This window comes from Paenibacillus sp. FSL K6-1318, from assembly GCF_037976905.1.
GTDB classification, from domain to species: Bacteria; Bacillota; Bacilli; order Paenibacillales; family Paenibacillaceae; genus Paenibacillus; species Paenibacillus amylolyticus_A.
Map to the genome: position 1 here is coordinate 966,290 of NZ_CP150270.1, position 24,966 is coordinate 991,255.

At 47.6% G+C, this 24,966-nt stretch carries 19 protein-coding genes, 3 rRNA genes, 1 pseudogene and 2 riboswitches; of the genes and pseudogenes, 16 read left to right on the forward strand and 7 right to left on the reverse strand.

The features are described from left to right. Nucleotides 1-248: 248 nt before the first annotated feature. From NYE45_RS04270 to NYE45_RS04330, 13 genes are all read left to right on the forward strand, one after another. Nucleotides 249-1,364, forward strand: coding sequence for a hypothetical protein (locus NYE45_RS04270; protein WP_340015747.1), 1,116 nt, complete (start codon nt 249-251; stop codon nt 1,362-1,364). Between the two features lie 11 nt (nt 1,365-1,375). Then, nucleotides 1,376-2,524: a trypsin-like peptidase domain-containing protein gene (locus NYE45_RS04275; protein ID WP_340015748.1), complete on the forward strand. Its 1,149-nt coding sequence runs from the start codon at nt 1,376-1,378 to the stop codon at nt 2,522-2,524. 119 nt (nt 2,525-2,643) lie between these two features. Next, nucleotides 2,644-3,243 (forward strand): TetR family transcriptional regulator C-terminal domain-containing protein, encoded by a 600-nt coding sequence (locus tag NYE45_RS04280; RefSeq protein WP_340017300.1) that lies wholly within the window; start codon nt 2,644-2,646, stop codon nt 3,241-3,243. Between the two features lie 32 nt (nt 3,244-3,275). Then, the gene (locus NYE45_RS04285) at nt 3,276-4,496 is read left to right on the forward strand and encodes an MFS transporter (RefSeq protein WP_062836327.1); all 1,221 of its coding nucleotides are present in this window, start codon (nt 3,276-3,278) and stop codon (nt 4,494-4,496) included. Nucleotides 4,497-4,633: 137 nt separating this feature from the next. Beyond that, nucleotides 4,634-4,801, forward strand: a complete 168-nt coding sequence (locus NYE45_RS04290) for a DUF3934 family protein (protein ID WP_076333364.1) — start codon at nt 4,634-4,636, stop codon at nt 4,799-4,801. A 163-nt stretch (nt 4,802-4,964) separates the two neighbouring features. After that, nucleotides 4,965-5,396 (forward strand): MarR family transcriptional regulator, encoded by a 432-nt coding sequence (locus NYE45_RS04295; RefSeq protein ID WP_062836328.1) that lies wholly within the window; start codon nt 4,965-4,967, stop codon nt 5,394-5,396. A gap of 80 nt (nt 5,397-5,476) precedes the next feature. Further along, nucleotides 5,477-6,652 (forward strand): ABC transporter permease, encoded by a 1,176-nt coding sequence (locus NYE45_RS04300; RefSeq protein WP_340015749.1) that lies wholly within the window; start codon nt 5,477-5,479, stop codon nt 6,650-6,652. Nucleotides 6,653-7,306: 654 nt separating this feature from the next. Beyond that, nucleotides 7,307-8,859 (forward strand): 16S ribosomal RNA (locus NYE45_RS04305). A gap of 442 nt (nt 8,860-9,301) precedes the next feature. Further along, nucleotides 9,302-12,228 (forward strand): 23S ribosomal RNA (locus NYE45_RS04310). A gap of 184 nt (nt 12,229-12,412) precedes the next feature. After that, a 5S ribosomal RNA gene (rrf, locus tag NYE45_RS04315) occupies nt 12,413-12,529 on the forward strand. The 16S, 23S and 5S rRNA genes sit together here, the layout of an rRNA operon. A gap of 184 nt (nt 12,530-12,713) precedes the next feature. Further along, nucleotides 12,714-13,337, forward strand: a complete 624-nt coding sequence (locus NYE45_RS04320) for a deoxynucleoside kinase (RefSeq protein WP_340015750.1) — start codon at nt 12,714-12,716, stop codon at nt 13,335-13,337. Then, nucleotides 13,334-13,990, forward strand: coding sequence for a deoxynucleoside kinase (locus NYE45_RS04325; RefSeq protein WP_340015751.1), 657 nt, complete (start codon nt 13,334-13,336; stop codon nt 13,988-13,990). The genes NYE45_RS04320 and NYE45_RS04325 overlap by 4 nt, the downstream gene beginning before the upstream one ends. 318 nt (nt 13,991-14,308) lie before the next feature. Then, nucleotides 14,309-14,791, forward strand: a complete 483-nt coding sequence (locus NYE45_RS04330) for a hypothetical protein (RefSeq protein ID WP_340015752.1) — start codon at nt 14,309-14,311, stop codon at nt 14,789-14,791. Between the two features lie 564 nt (nt 14,792-15,355). On the opposite strand, the gene NYE45_RS04335 is transcribed toward NYE45_RS04330, so the two are convergent. The 7 genes from NYE45_RS04335 to NYE45_RS04365 all read right to left on the reverse strand — a co-directional run bounded on the left by NYE45_RS04335 (nt 15,356) and on the right by NYE45_RS04365 (nt 22,000). Further along, the gene (locus NYE45_RS04335; protein ID WP_340015753.1) at nt 15,356-16,099 is read right to left on the reverse strand and encodes a MerR family transcriptional regulator; all 744 of its coding nucleotides are present in this window, start codon (nt 16,097-16,099) and stop codon (nt 15,356-15,358) included. A 347-nt stretch (nt 16,100-16,446) separates the two neighbouring features. Further along, complete coding sequence (gene thiE / locus NYE45_RS04340; RefSeq protein WP_340015754.1) at nt 16,447-17,112, reverse strand: thiamine phosphate synthase; 666 nt, start codon at nt 17,110-17,112, stop codon at nt 16,447-16,449. After that, nucleotides 17,112-17,924, reverse strand: coding sequence for a bifunctional hydroxymethylpyrimidine kinase/phosphomethylpyrimidine kinase (thiD, locus tag NYE45_RS04345; protein ID WP_249913847.1), 813 nt, complete (start codon nt 17,922-17,924; stop codon nt 17,112-17,114). The genes thiE and thiD overlap by 1 nt, the downstream gene beginning before the upstream one ends. Beyond that, nucleotides 17,921-18,733, reverse strand: coding sequence for a hydroxyethylthiazole kinase (gene thiM / locus NYE45_RS04350; protein WP_340015755.1), 813 nt, complete (start codon nt 18,731-18,733; stop codon nt 17,921-17,923). Before thiM ends, thiD begins: the two co-directional genes overlap by 4 nt. Before the next feature lie 572 nt (nt 18,734-19,305). Beyond that, the gene (locus tag NYE45_RS04355; RefSeq protein WP_340015756.1) at nt 19,306-20,379 is read right to left on the reverse strand and encodes an ABC transporter substrate-binding protein; all 1,074 of its coding nucleotides are present in this window, start codon (nt 20,377-20,379) and stop codon (nt 19,306-19,308) included. A gap of 42 nt (nt 20,380-20,421) precedes the next feature. Further along, on the reverse strand, nt 20,422-21,246 hold the full coding sequence (locus tag NYE45_RS04360) for an ABC transporter permease (RefSeq protein ID WP_340015757.1): 825 nt from the start codon (nt 21,244-21,246) through the stop codon (nt 20,422-20,424). Beyond that, nucleotides 21,233-22,000 carry an ABC transporter ATP-binding protein gene (locus NYE45_RS04365; protein ID WP_340015758.1) on the reverse strand — a complete coding sequence of 256 codons (768 nt, stop codon included), beginning with the start codon at nt 21,998-22,000 and terminating at the stop codon, nt 21,233-21,235. The genes NYE45_RS04360 and NYE45_RS04365 overlap by 14 nt, the downstream gene beginning before the upstream one ends. A 158-nt stretch (nt 22,001-22,158) precedes the next feature. Beyond that, a riboswitch (TPP riboswitch) is annotated at nt 22,159-22,261 on the reverse strand. A gap of 266 nt (nt 22,262-22,527) precedes the next feature. On the opposite strand from NYE45_RS04365, the pseudogene NYE45_RS04370 reads away from it, so the two are divergent. The 3 genes and pseudogenes from NYE45_RS04370 to NYE45_RS04380 form a co-directional block, all read left to right on the forward strand. Then, nucleotides 22,528-22,746, forward strand: a pseudogene (locus NYE45_RS04370) (arabinose transporter permease); the annotation flags it as partial. A gap of 140 nt (nt 22,747-22,886) precedes the next feature. Further along, entirely contained in the window at nt 22,887-23,762 is an 876-nt protein-coding gene (locus NYE45_RS04375) for a radical SAM/SPASM domain-containing protein (protein WP_264935381.1), read from the forward strand. Nucleotides 23,763-24,089: 327 nt separating this feature from the next. Next, on the forward strand, nt 24,090-24,758 hold the full coding sequence (locus NYE45_RS04380; RefSeq protein ID WP_340015759.1) for a pectate lyase: 669 nt from the start codon (nt 24,090-24,092) through the stop codon (nt 24,756-24,758). A gap of 44 nt (nt 24,759-24,802) precedes the next feature. After that, nucleotides 24,803-24,911, forward strand: a riboswitch (TPP riboswitch). Nucleotides 24,912-24,966 lie beyond the last annotated feature (55 nt).

Consider the following 24,966-nt stretch of genomic DNA (forward strand, 5'->3'; position numbering starts at 1 on the left):
GGTTCTTTTGCATCCAGTATGACTCGTTCAAACGTGATATCTATAGAACATATGGTGTATTTTACCTTTTTGCTATATGATAAATGTCGATTCACGTTGGCGATTTGAATCGAAGCATGCAACATGCTGAAGTATCAGAGAGTAAAGGTTACAAATGTTTTTTAGATGGAGGGATCAGGGTGTATTGTCACGTATGTGGGACGAAAAACAGCCCGGGGGATAACACGTGCAGAAAGTGTAGTGCCAAATTGAAAGAAACAGCACCAGCCGAATCACTATCCCGGCAACAACAACCTGCACCAAGGCAAGAAAGTGCCAATCAAGGTCTTACATTTAGCTGGATCATTCCCCTGCTATTGGCAGCGGTAATGGGCGCTCTGTTGACGTACTATTATAATCAGGAGAGTGGTATAAACGCAGAGGTAAAAGCGCTGCATCTGCAAGCAGAACAAGCTGCACTGGACGGAAATTACAAAGAGGCTTTGCAACTCCTGGATACGGCTCTCGCGAAACGTCCGAATGTGGATGCACTTATACAGGATCGCCAAATCACGGCGAAAGCGTTCAATCTGATGAATCAGTTGAACGAGGCTTCTGCAAGTCTGAAAACAGGAAAATTGTCCGCAGGAGACAAGACAATTCAGGCTGTAATCAAAGCGTTGAAGGAGCGAGAGGAGCCGGTTTTTGCCAAAGTCCGTGCCGCATTAAGTAACAGAAAGGTCACGCTGGCTGTACTGAAGGTGAAAAAGGAGATTGATACTTTGACAACGGTTGAGGGTCTGGCAGAGAAGCTCAAAACAGTATCAAACTTGAATGGCAAGGAAGCCGAAGCAGTAGAGAAGCAGATTGTAGATAAACTGACCGGGATTAGCTATAAACAGGCTGAGCAGCAAGTGAAGAAAAAGAATTTTACAGCAGCACTGCAAACCGTTGATCAAGGGCTGTCTTATGCTCCGGAGGAATTTAAACTGACAACGTATCGAGAAGAGATATTGCGTGAGAAGAAGGCATTTGAGAAAGCGGAAGAAGAACGTATCCTGTTAGCGGAACAACAAGCAGCTGAGGAAGAATTGAGAAATCGCACAGGAGCAGTAAGTGTTGTAGAGCTGACAGCGGAACTGGACATTTATGGTGATCTACATATTAGTGGGATGGTAACTAACAAGGGTACGCGCCCGATCTGGTCAATTGCACTGATAATCAATATTAATAGCACGGATGGTGATTATATTGGTGAGACAGATGCATATGTGTATCCAGTCACACTGGGTACCGGGGAGCAGGGTTATTTTGAAACCTATTATTATGGTGTGTACGAAGCAGCAGACGTATCTGTTTCGAGTGCAACATGGTATCTGGAGTAGGGGGAGTTAGAATGTCCAAAAGAACCTGGAGTACAATCTTATCCAGTGCAATCATTATCGGGGCTGGGGCAGGAGGCGTGTTATGGATACATCAGCACTCGGCTGATGAATTGGAGGTTGGTCCCAGATTGGCTGTCGTCACTGCAAAGGAGGTTGTAACCCCTCAAGCGAAGTCTGCCTCCAAGACAATCGTGAAGAAAACGCGTAAACAGATCATTGAAGAGAGTCAGAAAAAAGTGGTTACGATTGAGAGTAGCAGTGGATTGGGTTCCGGTTTTCTATACAATGAACAGGGAGATGTTGTGACTAACGCGCATGTCGTGGAGGGATCAAAGGAAGTGACCATCCGTACGTTGAATCATGAGGAATATAAGGGCACGGTTATCGGGATTGGCGAAGAAACAGATGTTGCTGTGATCAGAGTACCTGATTTGAAAGAAGTACAGCCGTTACCCATTGCAAAGTCTAAAGCGGAAGTTGGAGATGAAATCCTGGCACTGGGTAGCCCGTTAGGCTTCGAAAACACGGTAACAACGGGAATCATTAGCGGCGTCGAACGTAGTTTTGAGATTGCACCATACATTTATACGAATATGTACCAAATCTCCGCGCCTATCACCAACGGTAATAGCGGTGGCCCACTGATCAATGCAGAGACGGGCGAGGTGCTTGGTATTAATTCAACTGGGGTAAAACAGGAAGCCGGACTGGGATTTAGCATCCCGATCACTAGTGTGTTGAAGCAGGTACAGGCATGGTCCAACAATTCGTCCATCACAAAAGCTGTCCAAATGGTAGGTGAAGGTACTTCGAGGTTATCTGCTTCTTCTATTGAAGCCGAGTCATTGGTTACTGACTTCTATAGCTATCTGAACCTGAGTGACTACGTCGAATCCTATGCATTACTCGGAAGTGACTGGCAAAACGGCACAACTTATGCCAAGTTCCGCGAAGGGTATCTCAACACCGGTTATGTGACTATCGGAGAGGTCTCGTCTTCGGACAAGGGGAATGATGAGATAGAAGTCAGCGCCGTCATTACAGCGGATGAACGCAGGGATGGCGAATATGTAACGGCGAAGTATAAGGTTACGTATCAGGTTGGTTACGAGAATGGTCAACTGAAAATATTACATGGTCAAGGTAAAAAAATGAAATAATTGTAGAGGGAGAGTTGGCATATGTGCCAATTCTCCTTTTTCATTGCTTATATTCAGTGCATCTGTTAAAATACAGAACGAATGTTCAGTATGCATGGGACGGAGTGAAACGAATGAATATGAATAAAAAACAACTTCAAACCGAGCAGACCAAGAAAAAACTTGCGGATGCTTCCAAGGCCCTTTTTGTACAAAAAGGCTATAAAGCAACGTCCATTGAGGATATTGTAGCTGCGACGGGCAGTAGTAAAGGCAATATATATTACCATTTTAAAAGCAAAGAAGGCCTGTTCCTTTACCTAATCGATGAGTGGGATCGGGAGTGGGAAGCGAGTTGGGCGGCTAAAGAACATCTCTACCGCACCTCCACGGAGAAGATTTACGGCTTGGCTGAACAATTGGTATTGGATGACATGAATCACCCTTTGACCAAAGCAGCCGATGAGTTCTTCACTGGGGAGAAGAAAGAAAATGATATCGAGGAACGAATCTCCTTGATGTTCGAACGGCACATCCAATTCAATAAACAATTGGTGGAACAAGGCATTGAGAGCGGTGAGTTCAAAGCAGACAATGTAGATAATCTCGCGCTCATATTGGAGAGTACTATTATTGGTCTTAGCCAGATGTCACGTGGAATGGAATCTGATCAGGCTCTCGCGTTATATCGTCAGGCCGCCAGTGTATTCTTGCACGGGATTGCAAAAGATAAAGATTAAGCAACATTTTGACAACTACGGAGGATGGAATCATGGCATTACTAACACGGAACAGGGGCGCACTGCTGCTGTTAATGTTTAATATTTTTCTCGTTTTTACGGGTATTGGTCTGGTTGTACCGATCATGCCTGCATATATGGATCTACTGCATATCACCGGTTTCACGGTTGGATTGCTGGTAGCGGCTTTCTCCTTCACCCAATTTCTTTTCTCCCCGCTTGCGGGTCGATGGTCGGATACGTGGGGACGTAAGAAAATTATCGTTGGCGGCATGCTGATCTTTGCCGTATCCGAGTTTATGTTCGGTGCGGTCAATGCACCAGTGCTGCTCTTCGCAGCCCGGATGCTGGGTGGTATTGGAGCGGCGATGATCTTCCCGGCAGTTATGGCCTACACCGCGGATATTACGACAGAGGAAGAACGCGGTAAAGGTATGGGTTTGATTAATGCAGCCATTACAACCGGGTTCATCATCGGTCCGGGAATTGGTGGATACATTGCGGACTTTGGCATTCGAATTCCGTTCTACGCTGCAGGGGTTGCCGGTTTGCTGGCAGCGATCATTACCTTGATTATTTTGCCGGAATCTGCACGAAGCACAGGGGAGCAGAGTAAACCTGTCCCTGGCTTAGTGAAGGTCAAAGCTCCGGGTATGGTATCCCAATTGCTGAATTCGTACCGTGAACCCTACTTTTTCAGCTTGATCATCGTGTTTGTTATGGCATTTGGTTTGGCGAACTATGAGACGGTATTTTCACTGTTTGTGGATCACAAGTTTGGTTTCACGACAAAAGACATTGCATTTATTATTACATTTGGTTCCATTGCGGGTGCGGTTGTGCAAGTATCCCTAATTGGTTGGTTGCTTAACCGGTTTGGTGAAAAGATGGTTATTTCTGTCTGTCTGTTATTTGTAGCAGTATTTGTATTGTTAACCTTGTTTGTGCATACGTACTGGCTCATTCTTGTGGTAACGTTTATCGTCTTTCTGGGTATGGACATTTTGCGTCCGGCAATCAGTACACAGATGTCCAAACTGGCCCAAGAACAGCAGGGCTTTGTGGCCGGACTGAACTCGGCGTATACCAGTTTGGGGAATATCGCAGGTCCGATCGTAGCTGGAGCACTGTTCGATGTGAATATTAACTATCCTTACGTTTCAGCAGCAGCTGTTTTGGCGATCTGTTTTCTGCTATCTCTGCGGGTACTCAGAGGGGTCAAAACGGTGAAACAACCGAAAGCTGAAATGTAATTGTGCGGAAAAGACGTAGGAGCATCGATTTTTGGTATAATAAGAATTGCTGGAAGTGAGTTAGATGGGCTGGGTTGCATAATAAGTTACCGAGGACGGTCATTTTTAAGCATATATAGGATTAATGGAGTGATAACATGAGCAAAGCAAAAGGAAAAGGCGGCACCGGCCGTGGTACTGGCAAAAAAGGCTGGAACCGTTGGCAAGCAGCTGCTAACCGGGCGAAAAGTACCCCGAAACCTTATAAAAGTAAAGGTACGAAGAAGAAGGACGATACCGAAACTTCAAGTGGCAAGCCCGAGTAAGTGTGGCTTGACGTTGCCAGAGGAGAGAGCTGCCTGACTATCGGGTGGGTCTCTTTTTGTTTGGAAAATAAAAATTAAATTGACAGTATTGTAGATATGGTAATAATATAGAGCTTACGCAAATTAGATGGTAGTGCTACTATTTAAAGAAAGGAGCATCAGCATGCCTGTTAACATGGATGAAAATCCACTTGGACTGATTTTGTCACGGACGTATCTGGCATACAAAAAAACAACAACCAGAAATCTGAGTGAACAGGATATTACTCCGGAACAATTTGCCGTTCTGAATGAATTGAGCAAGGCGGGAAGTCATATATCGCAGAAGAAGCTGGCTGAATTAACCGTTCGGGACCAGACAACGGTAGGCAAAATTATAGACAAGTTAATTCGCAAAGGTCTGGTGACGAGAGAAGAAGATCCACAGGACCGCAGAGCGGTATTGCTTTGTTTGACGGCGGAAGGACTGGAAATGAATAACGTTCTGACACCAAAGGCAAAACAGCAAGAGCAAGAGGCACTTGCCCAATGTTCCCCTGAAGAGCTTGAAGCATTCATGAATGTGATGAATCGCATCTATGAGAAGATGAAATAAATTTTTTTAGTCTAATATGTGCACATGCATATATATGTAGTGCAATTATTTGAATTTTAACTAATGGGAGTCGTGAACAAATGAAAAGCTTCAAGGATTTTCTAAAAGTACCACAGACAAAAATAGGGCTGGTTTTTGCATTGGTTGTTCCGTTGTTATTTGTTGTGATCTGGATGACGGGTTATCATCAGGCCACGGAGAGAGTAGATCAACTTCAAGTTGCTTTGGTGAACGAAGATGGGACACAGGGGGTAGAGGTGCAGAAGCAGATTGAAACGCTCGCGCCTTTCCATGTTAATGTGCTGGATTCTGCCAAGGAAGCCGAGCAACAGATGAATGCAGGTAACTATGCAATGGTTATTGTGATTCCGGAAGGGTTCGCTGACCAGATTGGCGGCGGTACAGACGCGAGCTTGTCCTTTTATATCAATCAGGGAAATGCCGATGTAGCCAAATCGATTGTGGAACATGCTGCGACCGGAATGACTGCACAAATGGGACAAGGGATTCTGGAATCCAAGGTTCAGGTGAAGCTCAATAACGACAGTATAAATAGCGAAGATTTAAGTGCAGCCATTGGACAAGCGATGGCGAAGATGAATGAAGGGCCTGTGAAGGCCGAAATTAATAAAACGAACAGTGTCAGTGATTTTGCAACATCGATGCTGCCCATGATTCTGGGTTTTATCACCTACATTGCTTCGATGACCATGAACATTCAGTTCAATATCACGTCGAATATCATGAAGCGTAACCACTCCAAATGGGAGATCTTCTGGGGACGGCAAATGCTGTTATTATGTATAGCAGTGATTGTTCCCCTAATTGTGGACATAGTAGCCCTTCAGTTCACCGATGTTGCGAGTTCCTTTGGCGCTTTGTATCTGTATCATGTGTTGGTGAGTCTGGCTTGTATCTGTTTTACACAGATGAGTTTTGCCCTGTTTGGCAATGCGGGTCCTCTATTTAATGTAGCGATGGTCCCTCTCCAGTTGATGACAGCAGGAAATATCATTCCAGCCGAGATGCTGGCGCCATTCTACCGTTATATTGGTAACTTTCTGCCCGCTTCCAATGGGGTACAGGGATTTATGCGTTTGATCTATAGTGGAGAAGCTGTGGGTGGATTCATGGTTCATCTTCTGTTGATCTCGATTATTACGTGGGGAATTACGTTGTTGAGAGTTGGCATGCAAAAAGCGGGTAACGGACAAATGACCATGACGCCTACAGCATCAGCACAGGCACAGCATTAAACATTTCTTTCTATATATATTGTAAAAACACATAAAAAAGTGATGTGCATATAGTTATATGCGTGCATCACTTTTTTGTTTATCTTCTATAATACACCTCTTTAACCTTGCATGACGTTGATATAAGGATAAGCTTAATTGAGCATATTGTTGTATGAATGGAAAGAATGTCATTCAGGCAATAATAAACTTTACAACTGATATAGAGAGAAGAGAAACACAGTAATGGTGATCAATTTGCAGTAAAAGAATTTTATTAAATTAAGTGTTGTAATTAATATCTATACGTGATATATTATTAATCCGGCCAAGAAAACACGAGAAACACGGTGCGGCAAGCGAATGAAATAAGCTTCGAAAGAACTTAAAAAAAAGAGCTTGCAAAGTTGGTTCGGACATGGTAATATATAAGAGTTGCTGAAGAGAACAACATTCGGTAACGAAACAAGTTTGATCTTTGAAAACTGAACAACGAGTGAGTAACGATCTTGCTTGCAAGATCGACGCTGAGAAATTGGTACAAGTCTTCGGACTGTATGATTTCGAAGCAAAAAAAGAGATTTTTAATCTCGTCAGATTCAAAATGAGCTTATCGCTCTTTTCAAATACTGAGATGATTTCCATCGCGTTTAACCGCGCTATTGAAATTCATCTTTATTGGAGAGTTTGATCCTGGCTCAGGACGAACGCTGGCGGCATGCCTAATACATGCAAGTCGAGCGGACTTGAAGAGAAGCTTGCTTCTCTGATGGTTAGCGGCGGACGGGTGAGTAACACGTAGGCAACCTGCCCTCAAGTTTGGGACAACTACCGGAAACGGTAGCTAATACCGAATAGTTGTTTTCTTCGCCTGAAGAGAACTGGAAAGACGGAGCAATCTGTCACTTGGGGATGGGCCTGCGGCGCATTAGCTAGTTGGTGAGGTAACGGCTCACCAAGGCGACGATGCGTAGCCGACCTGAGAGGGTGATCGGCCACACTGGGACTGAGACACGGCCCAGACTCCTACGGGAGGCAGCAGTAGGGAATCTTCCGCAATGGGCGAAAGCCTGACGGAGCAATGCCGCGTGAGTGATGAAGGTTTTCGGATCGTAAAGCTCTGTTGCCAGGGAAGAACGCTTGGGAGAGTAACTGCTCTCAAGGTGACGGTACCTGAGAAGAAAGCCCCGGCTAACTACGTGCCAGCAGCCGCGGTAATACGTAGGGGGCAAGCGTTGTCCGGAATTATTGGGCGTAAAGCGCGCGCAGGCGGTCATTTAAGTCTGGTGTTTAATCCCGGGGCTCAACCCCGGATCGCACTGGAAACTGGGTGACTTGAGTGCAGAAGAGGAGAGTGGAATTCCACGTGTAGCGGTGAAATGCGTAGATATGTGGAGGAACACCAGTGGCGAAGGCGACTCTCTGGGCTGTAACTGACGCTGAGGCGCGAAAGCGTGGGGAGCAAACAGGATTAGATACCCTGGTAGTCCACGCCGTAAACGATGAGTGCTAGGTGTTAGGGGTTTCGATACCCTTGGTGCCGAAGTTAACACATTAAGCACTCCGCCTGGGGAGTACGGTCGCAAGACTGAAACTCAAAGGAATTGACGGGGACCCGCACAAGCAGTGGAGTATGTGGTTTAATTCGAAGCAACGCGAAGAACCTTACCAGGTCTTGACATCCCTCTGATCGGTACAGAGATGTATCTTTCCTTCGGGACAGAGGAGACAGGTGGTGCATGGTTGTCGTCAGCTCGTGTCGTGAGATGTTGGGTTAAGTCCCGCAACGAGCGCAACCCTTATATTTAGTTGCCAGCATTTCGGATGGGCACTCTAGATAGACTGCCGGTGACAAACCGGAGGAAGGTGGGGATGACGTCAAATCATCATGCCCCTTATGACCTGGGCTACACACGTACTACAATGGCCGGTACAACGGGCTGCGAAATCGCGAGATGGAGCCAATCCCAACAAAGCCGGTCTCAGTTCGGATTGCAGGCTGCAACTCGCCTGCATGAAGTCGGAATTGCTAGTAATCGCGGATCAGCATGCCGCGGTGAATACGTTCCCGGGTCTTGTACACACCGCCCGTCACACCACGAGAGTTTATAACACCCGAAGTCGGTGGGGTAACCGCAAGGAGCCAGCCGCCGAAGGTGGGATAGATGATTGGGGTGAAGTCGTAACAAGGTAGCCGTATCGGAAGGTGCGGCTGGATCACCTCCTTTCTATGGAGAATCGTTTCCTGCAACGGAAACATTCAAATAAGCAGCTTCTTAGAACCTGCAATAGCGATTCATTTTGGTCCATCACTTCGGTGTGGATGAAATGAAGAGCACAACACTCACTCGTTGCTCAGTTTTGAGAGCTCAAACTCTCAAACTTCTCGTTAGTTCGATCGACACATCCGTGAACGGCCCGAACGAAACGATTTGTTCTTTGAAAACTAGATATCGAAACGAAACAAACGCGAATTAGAACATTCCTTTTAGGGATGAATGCTTGTTCGGTTCAAGTAACCGATCAACAATCATCCTAGCTGAACTTGTGTTAAACAAGTCAAGTGTATAAAGGTAGTTAAATTGCTTTTGCGATGGTATTGAATGGGAGCGACTTTTGGCTTTGCGCAAGCAAACCAAGGGAAGTGAGCAGTCAAAACCGGAGCAATATGGTTAAGCTACTAAGAGCACACGGAGGATGCCTAGGCGCTAGGAGCCGATGAAGGACGTGGCGAACAACGAAACTGCCTCGGGGAGCTGTAAGCAAGCTTTGATCCGGGGGTGTCCGAATGGGGAAACCCAGCTGGGGTAATTTCCAGTTACTCATAACTGAATACATAGGTTATGCAGAGGCATACCAGGGGAACTGAAACATCTAAGTACCCTGAGGAAGAGAAAACAATAGTGATTCCGTCAGTAGCGGCGAGCGAACGCGGAGAAGCCCAAACCAGAGAGCTTGCTCTTTGGGGTTGTGGGACGTCTCACATGGAGTTACAAAGGAACCGGTTAAGCGAAGAGGTCTGGAAAGGCCCGCCAAAGAAGGTAAAAGCCCTGTAGTTGAAAGTCTGTTCCCTCCGAGACGGATCCCGAGTAGTGCGGGGCACGTGAAACCCCGTATGAATCCGGCAGGACCATCTGCCAAGGCTAAATACTTCCTAGCGACCGATAGTGAAGCAGTACCGTGAGGGAAAGGTGAAAAGCACCCCGGAAGGGGAGTGAAATAGAACCTGAAACCGTGTGCTTACAAAAAGTCAGAGCCCGTTTTAGGGGTGATGGCGTGCCTTTTGTAGAATGAACCGGCGAGTTACGTTCCCGTGCAAGGTTAAGGTGAAGAGCCGGAGCCGCAGCGAAAGCGAGTCTGAATAGGGCGATATAGTACGTGGACGTAGACCCGAAACCGGGTGATCTACCCCTGTCCAGGGTGAAGGTGCGGTAACACGCACTGGAGGCCCGAACCCACGCATGTTGAAAAATGCGGGGATGAGGTGGGGGTAGCGGAGAAATTCCAATCGAACTCGGAGATAGCTGGTTCTCCCCGAAATAGCTTTAGGGCTAGCCTCGGAAAACAGAGTCGTGGAGGTAGAGCACTGATTGGGTGCGGGGCCCGCAAGGGTTACCAAGCTCAGTCAAACTCCGAATGCCATAGACTTACTTCCGGGAGTCAGACAGTGAGTGCTAAGATCCATTGTCAAAAGGGAAACAGCCCAGACCATCAGCTAAGGTCCCCAAGTGTGTGTTAAGTGGGAAAGGATGTGGAGTTGCACAGACAACCAGGATGTTGGCTTAGAAGCAGCCACCATTGAAAGAGTGCGTAATAGCTCACTGGTCGAGTGACTCTGCGCCGAAAATGTAACGGGGCTAAACACACCACCGAAGCTATGGCTTGATGCTTTGCATCAGGGGTAGGGGAGCGTTGTATAAGGGTTGAAGGTGTACCGTAAGGAGCGCTGGACATTATACAAGTGAGAATGCCGGTATGAGTAACGAAAAGATCAGTGAGAATCTGATCCGCCGAAAGCCTAAGGGTTCCTGAGGAAGGCTCGTCCGCTCAGGGTAAGTCGGGACCTAAGGCGAGGCCGAAAGGCGTAGTCGAAGGACAACAGGTCGAAATTCCTGTACCACCGTAAGCCGTTATGAGCAATGGGGGGACGCAGTAGGGTAGTGACGCAGACTGATGGATGTCTGTCCAAGCAGTAAGGCTGATGTGTAGGCAAATCCGCACATCATTAAGGCTGAGCTGTGATGGGGAGTGAAAATTACAGTAGCGAAGGTCATGATCTCACACTGCCAAGAAAAGCCTCTAGCCAGGTGATGGTGCCCGTACCGCAAACCGACACAGGTAGGCGAGAAGAGTATTCTAAGGCGCGCGGAAGAACTCTCGTTAAGGAACTCGGCAAAATGACCCCGTAACTTCGGGAGAAGGGGTGCCCCGGTAGTGTGAATAGCACGAGGGGGCCGCAGTGAAAAGGCCCAAGCGACTGTTTAGCAAAAACACAGGTCTGTGCGAAGCCGTAAGGCGAAGTATACGGGCTGACGCCTGCCCGGTGCTGGAAGGTTAAGGGGAGTGGTTAGGAGCAATCCGAAGCTGTGAACCGAAGCCCCAGTAAACGGCGGCCGTAACTATAACGGTCCTAAGGTAGCGAAATTCCTTGTCAGGTAAATTCTGACCCGCACGAATGGCGTAACGACTTGGGCGCTGTCTCAACGAGAGATCCGGTGAAATTTTAATACCTGTGAAGATGCAGGTTACCCGCGACAAGACGGAAAGACCCCATGGAGCTTTACTGCAGCTTGATATTGAATTTGGGTACGATCTGTACAGGATAGGTGGGAGCCTTTGAAGTGGGAGCGCAAGCTTCCATGGAGGCAACGTTGGGATACCACCCTGATCGTATCTAGGTTCTAACCTGGTACCGTAATCCGGTGCGGGGACAGTGTCAGGTGGGCAGTTTGACTGGGGCGGTCGCCTCCTAAAGAGTAACGGAGGCGCCCAAAGGTTCCCTCAGAATGGTTGGAAATCATTCGAAGAGTGCAAAGGCATAAGGGAGCTTGACTGCGAGACCTACAAGTCGAGCAGGGACGAAAGTCGGGCTTAGTGATCCGGTGGTACCGCATGGAAGGGCCATCGCTCAACGGATAAAAGCTACCCTGGGGATAACAGGCTTATCTCCCCCAAGAGTCCACATCGACGGGGAGGTTTGGCACCTCGATGTCGGCTCATCGCATCCTGGGGCTGAAGTAGGTCCCAAGGGTTGGGCTGTTCGCCCATTAAAGCGGTACGCGAGCTGGGTTCAGAACGTCGTGAGACAGTTCGGTCCCTATCTGTCGTGGGCGTAGGAAATTTGAGAGGAGCTGTCCTTAGTACGAGAGGACCGGGATGGACGTACCGCTGGTGTACCAGTTGTTCCGCCAGGAGCACCGCTGGGTAGCTATGTACGGACGGGATAAACGCTGAAAGCATCTAAGCGTGAAGCCCCCCTCAAGATGAGATTTCCCAGTATGTAAGACCCCTTGAAGACGACGAGGTAGATAGGCTGGGGGTGGAAGTGCAGCAATGCATGGAGCTGACCAGTACTAATCGGTCGAGGGCTTATCCAATTAGCAAGTTGTAACTCGCGTGTTTCGTTTCGAATCTAGTTTTCAGAGAACAACACTCTGAAATGAAAATCGGTACATCACAGAACGTGTGTATGATTTTCAGTTCCATATGCGCTGAACCATTCATCCACACAGTCGTGTCGGACCGAATGGAACGCGAACGCATTTGTTACACAAATGCTCGTTTGGTGGCGATGGCGGAGGGGTTCCACACGTACCCATCCCGAACACGACCGTTAAGCCCTCTAGCGCCGATGGTACTTGGACCGCAGGGTCCTGGGAGAGTAGGATGCCGCCAAGCAATAGGAAGACACACTTGATGATATCGAGTGTGTCTTTTTTATTTTATATATGTCATTCGTTCTGATTTGACTTGTTTTATACATAAAATACTGGCGTTCCAATCCTTGAAGCTGTGATACAATAGGTGAGGTCTATATAGAAAACGGAAACACGCAAAAGTACGAGGAGGAACAGTGAACACGATGAAATCAGCCCCGTTTATTGCCGTGGAAGGTCCGATCGGAGCGGGGAAAACAACGTTAGCAACGATGCTTTCCCATGAATTGAATCTTCCGTTAGTGAAAGAAATCGTAGAAGAGAATCCATTTCTGGCTTCCTTTTATCAGGATATCGACGAGTGGAGTTTCCAATTGGAAATGTTTTTTCTGTGTAATCGGTTTAAACAACTGGAAGACACGGGCGCTCATTATGTGGAGCAGAATACCCCAGTCATTTCAGACTATCATATCTATAAAAATATGATTTTTGCCGATCGTACCTTGAAGGGAACGAAGCGGGACAAATATCGTCAAATCTATCATCTGTTAACAGATGATCTGCCGAAGCCCAATCTGGTGCTCTATATAGAAGCTGAACTCGATACGTTGATGTACCGCATTAACAAGCGTGGGCGCTCATTTGAGCAGGATATGGACCCGGCATATATGGAACAACTAATTGTTGATTACAAAACAGGCATGGACTATCTGGAGAATAGCTCGAATCCACCAGTAATCATTAAGGTCAATGCGGAGCAACTCGATTTTGTGGAACATCCTGAGCACTTCAGGCAGATTGTTAATCAGGTAAAGGAGTATATCATATGAATAACTATGGCATTCCAGCGAATGCATTAATTACGGTAGCAGGTACGGTTGGGGTGGGCAAATCTACGTTAACGGCTGCACTTGCGCAGCGTTTGAATTTCAAGACCTCTCTGGAGCAAGTGGATCATAATCCTTATTTGGAGAAGTTCTATCATGACTTCGAGCGTTGGAGCTTCCATCTGCAGATTTATTTCCTGGCAGAGCGCTTCAAGGAACAGAAGAAGATTTTTGAACTGGGTGGAGGATTCGTACAGGATCGTTCCATTTATGAAGATACGGGCATTTTTGCACAGATGCATGCGGATCAAGGAACCATGTCTGCTACAGATTTCGAGACATACAGTAGTTTGTTTGAAGCAATGGTGATGACACCGTATTTCCCACATCCGGATGTATTGATCTATCTGGAAGGCAGTCTACCGTCGATTTTGAGCCGCATTACGGAACGCGGACGCGAGATGGAAATTCAAACGGATCGTTCGTACTGGGAGCACATGCACGAGCGCTATTCCGTGTGGATTGACCAGTTTACGGCTTGCCCTGTGCTGCGTCTGAACATTGATGAGTATGATGTGCATGATCCGGCATCGGTGGATGCCATTTTGGCACAGATTGCAGCTGTTATTCAGCCTTCCAAAGAAGTACAAATGTAAGATAGAGAGAGCTTTCCGATGGAGTTATCTGGGTTACATTGGTTATATCTATGATACAGATATGGACAACATCCCTTCTACGGCTATTATGCTGTTGGAGGGATGTTTTTTTATGTGCCAAGGGAATGATTTGAAGACAAAACTAAAATGATATATTCAAGCGAATAAGGAAATGGATGCTTAATATATCTTTTCTATTATATAAATATATGTTCACCAAAAGTAGAAAAATGTTGAATAATAGGTCTTTTTGTGGTTTCATAGGAAAGGTGAATTCTGGAAAAGAAGCATATGCATGACTCAGGAGGGAAAGACAACGTGGAAGAGAAACAAGGAATTAAAATCGGTATGCCGATCATTGGTGGCTTAATTGCAGCCATTCTGGGAGGCGTCGTATGGGCAGCTATTGCTGCAATGACCGAGTATGAGGTAGGACTAATTGCGATTTTGATTGGAGCGCTCACAGGCTACGCGGTCGTGTTGTTCTCGAACAAACAAATTGCGACGGTACATAAAGTCATTGCCGTACTTTTTGCGCTCGTCGGCATTTTGCTGGGGAAATATCTGACGGTGGTATACTTTACTTCCGAACTGTTTGGTGATGTAAGCGTGATGGAACTTGTGTTTGATAGCGAGATGATCAGTGCGTTTGTGGAAACCTTCCAGGACTATTTCAGTCAACCGATTGATTTGTTATTCATCGTGCTTGCGATTGTGTCTGCATGGCAGATTCCTGGTCGGATGGCGAGAACCAGTCTAGCTACGGATGCATCTTCATCGGATCACGCACCAAGAGCTTAATAGGGTAGACAGTGGACGCTGGCAATAAAATGAAGTACGTTTGACAGAAGAAACTTAATACTCATCATCTTAAGCATATGGTGAAACGGTTATATTGAAGGACTGGGAGCAGAAGAAAAACGTAGTAAAGAGCAATCTACTTTAAAAGATATTCATAAAGTACTCAGAGTGAGCAGCAGTTAGGCTTGTTCACATTGCGGCTGAGTTACTTCCATACACAAAAGGGACGTGACGCCTGAGAGGGCGGACGTCCTTTTTGTGTGTACACTGGGCAGGAGGCGGGATATCCGCTCATAATGGCGTAGTAACTCGGATCGATCCAATTTATTTACAACGTAACCCTAGTATATATTCAGCATTTCATAAGGTTAATTACAAGAAGGACGGTCACCACAGGAGGGAGGTTTAAATGTCCTGATATCATTTACAGCGAATAAATCTGATGACGAGAGATTACTTTTACCACTACGGACAGCTGTTTAATTTCCAAACTATTTTTTACAGCAAACATCTGACGGCAATGAGCGTTGAATAATACTGTATGTGGTTGAAGGCAGGTCTATATTATTTGTTGTGGTCAGCGAATACAGCCATAGCATCTCTCATAAATACTGCCAAACCATCACCAAACTGATCAATATTGCGTGTGAATCGTTCATCGTCCACGTACATCTGACCGAGTCCTCTGAAGGCTTCAGGCGAGTAGTTCCCCATCCGGTTCAGCAAGGTGTACCATTCTTGAATACCGGCCTGTGCCTCGGCAGATGCTGGCTCTGTGTGACGAAGTGCGGCCAGACGGTTGTAGATTTCGTTCATTTGTTCGGATAGAGCTTTTTGCTCTGTGTTTGATTTACTGTGCAGCTTCTGGTTTGCCTGATCGACAGCATGGTCTCCCCAGCGCTCCCTTGCTTCCTGTTCATATGGATTCTGGCTAAAATCAAATCCTTCGAATTGTTCTTTGGCTGTCATTTTAATTTCTCCTCTCACGTGTAAAACCGTTCTATCGATGGTCGCAATCATTTGGTCCAAGCGTTGTCGCTTCTCCAATAGAATAAGTCGATGCATGTTTAGCGCTTCTTCTGGATTGAAGGAGGGGTTGGTTATAATGTTTTTGATCTCCTTCAGAGAGAAGTCGAGTTCCTTGAAAAATAATATCTGCTGCAACCGTTCCAGGTTGGCATCTGAATATAATCGATACCCGGCTGAAGTCACTTCGTCCGGGGTTAATAGTCCGATCTCATCATAGTGATGTAGTGTGCGCACACTGATCGAGGCGAGTTCGGCAACTTCTTTTACCTTCATGGCCATGTGAGAAACCTCCTTACAACATCGATTGTACAGTGTCACGTTACGTGAGAGTCAACAGTTGAAAATGAAAAACAAGATGCGAGCATGGAAGCTGCATCTTGATTATAGATTGGTGATGAGTAGATGTGACTGGATGTGAATACTAAATGTGAATAGGTGTTACGAAATTATTGTATCATTTAGTCATTGTAGGGGAGCGGATGCGTTTCTATGTCGAAGACATGGGCTGCTGCCGCGCCGCGAGGGTGCTTTGAGGCTCCTCTGTTATGGAGAGGTGGGCGAATGGTTGTGAGCTGCACCATGTATGCGGCGCAGCCCACAGGGCTAGCAGTGCAGGGAGAGCAGGGCTACGCCTGCACCCCACGCACTGCCGCAGCGAACTGCGCAGCCGCTGCGCGCACGTCGGCCGCGCCCGCGATGGCGGAGATGACGGCTACGCCGTCGGCTCCAGCCGCCATCACGGCGGCCGTGGTATCGGGCGTAATGCCGCCGATACCCACAATCGGAACTGCGATGCCTGCGGCGCGCAGTTCCGCCACCCCTGCGGTGCCCAGCACAGCGTGGGCATCCGCTTTGGAGCGCGTCGGGTACATGGGCCCGACGCCAAGATAGTCAGCGCCCGCCTGCACGGCAAGGCGCGCCTCATCCACAGAGTGGGCGGATACGCCAAGCATCCGCCCATCTCCAATGCGGGCGCGTACTAGCGCCGCGTCCGCATCTTCCTGGCCGACATGCATGCCGTCGGCCTCCACCGCTACAGCCAGCTCCACATCATCGTTCACGATGAACGGTACCCCGTGCTGGCTGCACACCTCGCGAAGCTGCATCGCAAGCGTGATGCGAGCTTCGTGAGCCAGGGCGCCAGTTCCCTTTTCGCGGAACTGGAACAGCGTGATGCCGCCGGCAATGGCCTGGCGCAGCACTTCCACCGGGTCCTGCGTCGTATTGACGCTGCCCATCACCAAATACACCTGCATCGCGCGTCGTACCGCTTCTGCATCCCAAGGGCGCATCACTGCTCACCCCGCTGTCTGCGCTGATACGCAAAATGATTTGTCGGCCCATGTCCGGCCCCAATCCCCAGCTCATCTTCGATGGCTGCCTGAATGAATGCTCGCGCGGTCGTAACGGCAGCCAGAACAGGTGAACCCTTGGCTAACTCTGCGGTGATGGCAGCAGAGTATGTACACCCTGTTCCGTGTGTATGACGTGTTACCACACGAACATTCTCCAGATAATGAAAAGACTGCCCATCGTAGAGCACATCCACGATCATGCCACTTCCTTCATCATGACCACCTTTGACCAAAGCATACGTTGAGCCCATCTGTACAATGCGTCTTGCGGCTTCTTCCCGCTGACTCAGATTCGTGATAGACATCTCGGTAAGCAATTCCGCTTCCGGAATATTAGGTGTTGTGATCAGGGCATGGGGCAACAGCTCCGTAACCAACGCCTGTACAGCTTCCTGCTGGAGAAGGGGGGCGCCACCTTTGGCTACCATCACAGGGTCGATGACCAGATTTGACCAACGGTAATGCTGCCATTTCTCAGCCACTAGCCGAATAATCTCGGCACTATATAACATGCCGGTCTTCGTTGCGGTTGGTTGAAAGTCTTCGCCGGTCGAGTCCAATTGCTGGGCAATGCCATCGTAAGGGATGGGAAAAACGCCCTGCACACCTGTTGTATTTTGGGCAGCAATAGCGGTAATAACGGTCATGCCGTATACGCCAAGCTCCTGGAATGTTTTTAGATCGGCCTGAATGCCTGCGCCGCCCCCGTTATCAGAACCTGCAATGGTTAGCGCTTGAGCAATGCTCATATTGCACCTCCACGGATCTGACGGATCTGTGCGTGCTCCGCCAAGAGGTCAGGTGTCACTTGTGCCAGTTGATTCAACAACTCAATCTGGAAGCTACCCGGCCCCTGATGAGCTGTCCGCTCTGCCGCCAGTTCAGCTGCTATACCATAAAACGCAAGCGCTTCAACAACACTGCCTAGAAGATCGGCTTCTGACTCCGCTATGGCGGTAAATGCACCAATCACCGAACTGAGCAGACAGCCAGCACCCGTGACCTGAGTGAGCAGAGCATGACCATTACTCGTGAGGAATGTGGATCGTCCATCGGTAACGATATCTTCTTTCCCGGTAATGACCACGACACAGCCAAGTTGTTGTGCTGCCCGCTCCGCGATTCCGATCCGGTCACCTTCACCTGATCCTGCGTCTACACCTTTAATACTCCAGCTCTCACCGATGACATTGGCGACTTCCGCCACATTGCCGCGCAGTACCGTGAGACGAAGTTCACGAACGAGCATATGCACGGTTTCCGTACGATAAGCGGTTGCACCAGCTCCAACCGGATCAAGCACCACAGGCACGTGATGCGTATTAGCCGATTGGCCTGCCAGACGAATCGCCTGAACGACTTTGTCATCGAGTGTACCAATGTTGAGTACGACGGCACCTGACATCTTGGCGACATCAGCGACCTCTTCATGCGCGTAGGCCATAAAGGGGGACGCACCAAGTGCGAGCAGGCCATTGGCTGTAAAGGGAGCAACGACAAGGTTGGTGATATTGTGTACCAGCGGATTTTGCGTACGAACACGTTCCAAATAAGACATATAATTTCCTCCTTGTTTTGAAGTAACCCCATCGGCGGAAGGCCGATATCTGGAGTCACTCAGCAGAATAATAGGATATGAGTCTCCTTGTTGAGTAGGGGCGCAGAGTGTAACAACAGCCAGATACATTAATGCGGGATAAGCAGAAATCTAAAATCTAAATCAATTTCATAACTCACTAAAAATGGATTTTTGTAACTGGATATAGACAAATTGAATCATTTTGATCGATATCTCGCCTTGATTGAAATAGCTAAAAGGTGGATCAACATTAAATGTAAATTCGCAGATAGGCAACAGTACAAATACGAAACAGTAAAAAACGAAACGATACATAATCTAGAAAGTGAACTGAAGGTATTTCTCCAAACTCAGGCTAGAGATACGGTGATGGACGTTTAGCTCCCAAACTAGTGTCTTGAAGTCAAGGCTGTCGATACCCAACTGATCGGGGCGTGAAGGTCACACGATGTTTTAAAGAACACAGGACGTCTTATATGGTTGTCAGACCCTCCTTTTGAAATGTAAGGAACTTCAGTCACTTTGTCTTGATTGCCTTCGCACGCCTTTACTTACTCTCCTTGCAGATTAATAAAAGCATCCTCGGCTTTCACCGATTCAGGAATCAATTCAGTTGCCACGAGCCATGCACGTACATTCTCCCACGACGCCATTTCCTGCCGACCAAACGGTTGACCTTCTTCATTCATGAGTGGCAGTAGAATCGCCAGGCTTTTGGTTTCGATCTCCGGGTCAAGTGGAGACGTTTCATTCTCATGAGTGAGCAGAATATTCAAGGCTTCTTCTGGATGCTCCGTTACATAGTTCTGTCCTTCCTGGATTGCTTTGACGAATCGGGTAAGCTGGTCTTTTTTCGCTTCAATGCCAGCTTCACTTGCGGTCAGGACCAGTTCATAATAATCAGGCACGCCATAATCGACGGGGTTAATGGATTTCATGGCATGTCCTTCGTTCTCCAAAATCAATTGTTCATGGTTAATAAAACCTCCCATAATAGCATCCGCCTGTCCGGAAGCCAGCGAAGGAATCAGATCGAACCCAACGTCGACCAGATTTATGTTGTCGGGATTGCCGCCATCCTTGCTGATCATCGTGCGTACCATCGCCTCATACAGCGGAATCGAAGAATAACCGACAGTTTTTCCTTCAAGATCTTTGGGTGAACTTACGTTGCCATTCGCTTCGATCAACAGATGCACAAGCGGGTGGCGAACAACAGCAGCAATGGAACGTACAGGAATGTTCTCACCACGCGCGAGCAAGATTTGGGGCTGGTAGCTTAGAGCCAGATCAATTTTTCCGGCAGCAACAAGTTTGAGTGAATCATTGGTATCCGCAGGCATCTGAATTTCGACATCCAGACCTTGGTCTGCAAAGTATCCTTTTTCCTGAGCCACATAGATGAAGGAGTGTACTGCATTCGGGTACCAGTCGAGCATGATGGACAGTTTATCTTTGGCGTGTGATGTTGGTTCGGTTGCAGACGGATCTGTTTGCTGTGCATTAGTTGCAGAATCTGTTGTTGGCGTATTTTGGCTGGTATTCGTGGTGCTGCATCCGCTAACGATCAGCAAAAGGCTAATGAGCATGATGGGAAACAGGGAGTATATACCTTTGTTATTCATAAATGAAGGTCCTCATTTCATCGTTTTGTTTACCTCTAATTTTTATCCAACTTTTCTTTTACTTTCATGCCGCCGTATGCTAAACCGTTTCTCTAGCCAGGCAATCAATACAAACAAAACGATTCCCAGCAGGGATAACAGCAGAATAGCGGCAAACATCGCATCTGTGTTCATGTTGCTGGACATGCGGCGGCTGAAGTATCCGAGCCCTTTGCTGCCACCAAGCCATTCGCCGATCGTTGCACCAACCACGCAGTACACCACAGACATCTTTAGCCCGGAGAAAAAAGAAGGAAGTGCCAGTGGAACCTGGAGTTTGCGAAAAATATCCCATTTGTTGGCGCCCATGGTGAGCAGCAGTTCACGCTGTTCCGGATCGCCTTGGCGGAGTCCATCGTAGGTACTGACCACAATGGGGAAGAACGCGATCAGGAATACCACGGCGACTTTGCTCCACAGCGTGTAACCAAACCACAGGATGAACACGGGAGACAAGGCAATCAGCGGGATGGTCTGACTGATTACGATGAAGGGATATATGGCCTTCTCAATCGATCGGTTCATATGCATGCCTGTCGCCAGCATAATGCCGGTCACTATGGACAAGCCAAAACCAACAAGAACCTCCATAAAGGTAGCAGGCAGATGTATGCTCAGCAGCAGACGCCGATGCTCAATTAGTGAGCTTGCGATGGCCGTGGGTGCAGGAATGATGAAGGAGGGCACCCATCCCATACGCACAATCGTTTCCCAGATCGCCAGTAAAGAGAGCATGAGCAGAATAAACAAACCATATTGGGAAAACGACCTCGATATCCACTTCAAACACCACGTCCGGATGCTAACCTTACCTCTATCGCTTCGCATGTAATTGTTCCTCCAGTTGTCGTCTCATCCGCACGAGAGCAGGTTCGTAGATCATGTCCGAATGCCTTGGGCGTGGCAAAGGAACCGTCATATCCCGTAGCTGCTGACCTTGTCCCCCTGGAGTTAACAGAATGATACGGTCACTTAACAGCAGGGCTTCTTCAATGTCATGTGTAATGAACAGCACGGTTTGTCCAAAGTCCTCCCACAGCTCCAACAACCAGCGATGCATTTCTCGTTTGGTTAAGGCGTCGAGTGCACCGAAGGGTTCATCCAGCAACATGAGCTGCCCGCCTGTAAGCAAGGTACGCAGCAGTGCCACCCGCTGCCGCATGCCGCCGGATAACTCGTTCGGATAGGCCTGCTCATAACCGGACAACCCGAACTTTACCAATCCTGCGATGATATCGGCTCGTAGTTTGTCCTTGTCCTGACGGCCTGGTGCCAGCTCGGCAGGCAGCATGCAGTTCTCCATGACGGTACGCCAGGATAACAGCAGATCTTTCTGCGGCATATAGGCGACACGTCCCAGCCGTTGTCCGTGCGGTACATCAGCAATATCGATGGTGCCGACGGTTGGCTCATGCAAGCCTGCGAGCAGCTTGAAGAGTGTGCTTTTACCTGATCCGCTGGAGCCAATGAGCGAGACAAATTCTCCTTGTTGAACCTGAAGCGACACATTGGCGAGCACGGGGGAATCCTTTTTTTCGGGAAAAGCGAAGCTAACGTTCTCAATGGTTACATGGTTATTCATCTGATCCTCACCCCCTTGATGCCAGACTGCTGGACTAACAACGGTATCCTGTGCTCTGCAAAAGAAACAAAAAAGACCCACCCATTTCCGGAGAAATGAGTGGGTCTGTAAGTTAAATCCGCAATTTATCTTCACATACATGAAAAAATTCCGCTTACTAAAAGGCCGCTCCACTTCCCTCCGCTGGTATGATCCAGATCAGGTTCAAAGGGTCCGAATAGTCATATTCGTCTCAGCCGCAGGGCTCCCCTAGTGCAAAAGTTCAAGATATACAGTTGTGTGTTCAGCATATATCACTTGAACATGAACTGTAAAGAGGCAGCATGATGGATTTCTTGAGATGAGCGTGGAGGCACATCCGGGGAGTGAGGTTGTAATCATACAAATTTCAGTTGGAAATGATGATTTCATCGACCTGTAATTATTTGTAAAATGAGATATTGAATAGAACATGGAGAGGTTCCAAGCTCAAACCAATCACAATCTATGTGGTGACGTTTACTTTGTATGGCGGATATGCTGCGATGAACAGTTGGAATAACTTTCTCTGGCCACTCGTGGTGCTTCGGACAACGGAACAATTTACTTTGCCGATCGGACTCGCGTCTTTCGTATCGCCACTGGGCAATCATTACGAAGAACTAATCGCTGGAGCCGTGCTTGCCATTGTACCGATTCTGATTCTGTTCCTGTTCTTCCAGCGCTTTTTTATCTCAGGACTCACGGTTGGCGGGGTCAAAGGATAATGGCATAAATCTTTAAACCCGTAAACAGTTCAACAATTTACCTGGGCTCCCTAACCCGATATAATAGTGGTGGCGCATATTGGCCGGATCACAAATGCAGGTGGGATTGTTCTCCCTCCGAAGCAGAATGGGGACCCGAGTTGAAAACGTTCAAAAAAGTATATATTGAGATCACGAGTATCTGCAATCTGGCGTGCAGTTTTTGTCCGCAGACACAGCGTGCCAAAGGATTCATCGACCCTGAAGTCTTCAACAATATACTGGATCAAGTTAAACCACATACCAACCATATTTATCTACATGTCAAAGGTGAACCCTTGTTGCATCCCAAAATAGATCTGCTGCTCGATTCCGCACATGCGAAGGGACTCAAGGTGAACATTACCACGAATGGTACACTGCTGCCCAAGACTCAGCATAAATTGCTTGGCAAACCGGCGCTGCGGCAGATGAATTTCTCCCTGCACAGCTTCGATGGGCATGAAGGTTCAACTGACCGTGACGGGTACCTGAGCAATATTCTGTCTTTTGTACACGAGGCCGTTAAGCACAATGTCATCATTTCATTCCGGCTGTGGAATCTGACGCAGGATAACTTCACGAATGCTCAGATGAATCGAAATCGGGAGACTCTTGAAGTACTGGAACGTGAATTCAATCTGGACTTCCGTATTGAGGAAAAAGTAGTTCCAGGCAGCGGGGTCAAAATTGCCCCGAATGTATACCTGAATCAGGACCATGAGTTCCAGTGGCCAAGTCTGGATGCACCCGAAGATGACGGCAAAGGCTTTTGCCATGCGCTTCGCGGTCAGGCAGCTGTACTTGTAGACGGAACGGTGGTTCCATGCTGTCTCGATGGCGAGGGTGTCATTAATCTCGGTAACGTGCACGAGAAGTCATTCTCGGAGATTATTGAGGGTGAGCGAGCGAACAATCTGGTATATGGTTTCTCCAAGCGCGAAGCTGTGGAAGAGTTGTGTCGAAAGTGCGGGTATCGTCAGCGGTTTGGAGCCTAGAATATATTAGTGAGTATACTTAACTCTCTATAAGATCACGTTGTCTGTAACAGATGATGTGGTCTTTGTTGTGTTATTGAGGTTGTAAATAGAGCATATCCGAAGTTGATATCAGTACATCACAAGTAGACACGATACCGCAAAACATGCTGAAACATCAGGTTCTATGCTGGAAAATGATTACGTGACCTAATGATTATTCTCGTAACATTCCTTTATTTGGTAGGATCAGGGTAGGTTCTGAAAACAGAGATTTCTCTCTTAGTTTATATGAAGACAAGTCTCTGCTTGAACCCATTCAATCCAAATAAGGGAGGATGTTTATTCATGAAAAAGATGTTGACGGTATTGTTGTCGGTTGGTCTGCTTGCTTCTGCATTTGGTGCAATTCCGGTGTCTGCAGCTCCCGAGATCGTGAAGACAACGATTATTGTTCCTAAAGGAACGACGTATGATGGGAAAGGCAAAAGTGTTGCTGCAGATCCCAAAACATTAGGAGATGGCAGCCAGGCCGAGAACCAGAAGCCTATTTTCCGATTAGAAGCAGGAGCTACGTTAAAAAATGTTGTGATTGAAGCACCAGCTGCGGATGGCGTGCACTGTTATGGCAACTGCAATATTGAGAATGTAACCTGGAAGGATGTCGGTGAGGATGCGCTCACGCTGAAATCCGCAGGGACTGTAAATATCACGGGTGGTGCAGCGTACAAGGCCTATGACAAAGTGTTCCAGATGAATGCATCTGGTACGATTAATATTAAAAATTTCAGAGCGGATGATATCGGCAAGCTGGTGCGTCAAAATGGCGGAACGTCCTATACGGTCACGATGAATGTGTCCAACTCGGACATTTCCAATGTGAAGGATTCCATCCTGCGGACAGATAGCAGCTCTACTGTAGGTAAAATCACAAATACACGTTATTCCAAAGTGCCAACGCTGTTCAAGGGCTTTGCTTCAGGGAAAACGAGCCAGTCCGGAAACACGCAATATTAAAGGATTGCCACAAATACCCATCTGATGTACATTAGAAGCAATGAAATAAGTGAACCGGGAGCTCAATGAAGTTGGGCTGAGAGAGTGGCCTTGTGCCGCTGACCGTACATCTGATCTGGGTAATGCCAGCGTAGAGAACATGGATTTACAATGTGTAAGGGTGAAATGTGCAAATTAATGAGGAAAACAACATGACTTCTTTCAGCTG

Coding starts and splice junctions, on each gene's coding strand:
- NYE45_RS04320 (WP_340015750.1), top strand. CDS start 12,714: ATGAAATCAGCCCCGTTTATTGCCGTGGAAGGTCCGATCGGAGCGGGG.
- NYE45_RS04275 (WP_340015748.1), top strand. CDS start 1,376: ATGTCCAAAAGAACCTGGAGTACAATCTTATCCAGTGCAATCATTATC.
- thiE (WP_340015754.1), bottom strand. CDS start 17,112: ATGCGCCCTTGGGATGCAGAAGCGGTACGACGCGCGATGCAGGTGTAT.
- NYE45_RS04335 (WP_340015753.1), bottom strand. CDS start 16,099: ATGGCCATGAAGGTAAAAGAAGTTGCCGAACTCGCCTCGATCAGTGTG.
- NYE45_RS04280 (WP_340017300.1), top strand. CDS start 2,644: ATGAATAAAAAACAACTTCAAACCGAGCAGACCAAGAAAAAACTTGCG.
- NYE45_RS04360 (WP_340015757.1), bottom strand. CDS start 21,246: ATGCGAAGCGATAGAGGTAAGGTTAGCATCCGGACGTGGTGTTTGAAG.
- NYE45_RS04290 (WP_076333364.1), top strand. CDS start 4,634: ATGAGCAAAGCAAAAGGAAAAGGCGGCACCGGCCGTGGTACTGGCAAA.
- NYE45_RS04355 (WP_340015756.1), bottom strand. CDS start 20,379: ATGAATAACAAAGGTATATACTCCCTGTTTCCCATCATGCTCATTAGC.
- thiM (WP_340015755.1), bottom strand. CDS start 18,733: ATGTCTTATTTGGAACGTGTTCGTACGCAAAATCCGCTGGTACACAAT.
- NYE45_RS04325 (WP_340015751.1), top strand. CDS start 13,334: ATGAATAACTATGGCATTCCAGCGAATGCATTAATTACGGTAGCAGGT.
- NYE45_RS04295 (WP_062836328.1), top strand. CDS start 4,965: ATGCCTGTTAACATGGATGAAAATCCACTTGGACTGATTTTGTCACGG.
- NYE45_RS04380 (WP_340015759.1), top strand. CDS start 24,090: ATGAAAAAGATGTTGACGGTATTGTTGTCGGTTGGTCTGCTTGCTTCT.
- NYE45_RS04285 (WP_062836327.1), top strand. CDS start 3,276: ATGGCATTACTAACACGGAACAGGGGCGCACTGCTGCTGTTAATGTTT.
- NYE45_RS04365 (WP_340015758.1), bottom strand. CDS start 22,000: ATGAATAACCATGTAACCATTGAGAACGTTAGCTTCGCTTTTCCCGAA.
- thiD (WP_249913847.1), bottom strand. CDS start 17,924: ATGAGCATTGCTCAAGCGCTAACCATTGCAGGTTCTGATAACGGGGGC.
- NYE45_RS04300 (WP_340015749.1), top strand. CDS start 5,477: ATGAAAAGCTTCAAGGATTTTCTAAAAGTACCACAGACAAAAATAGGG.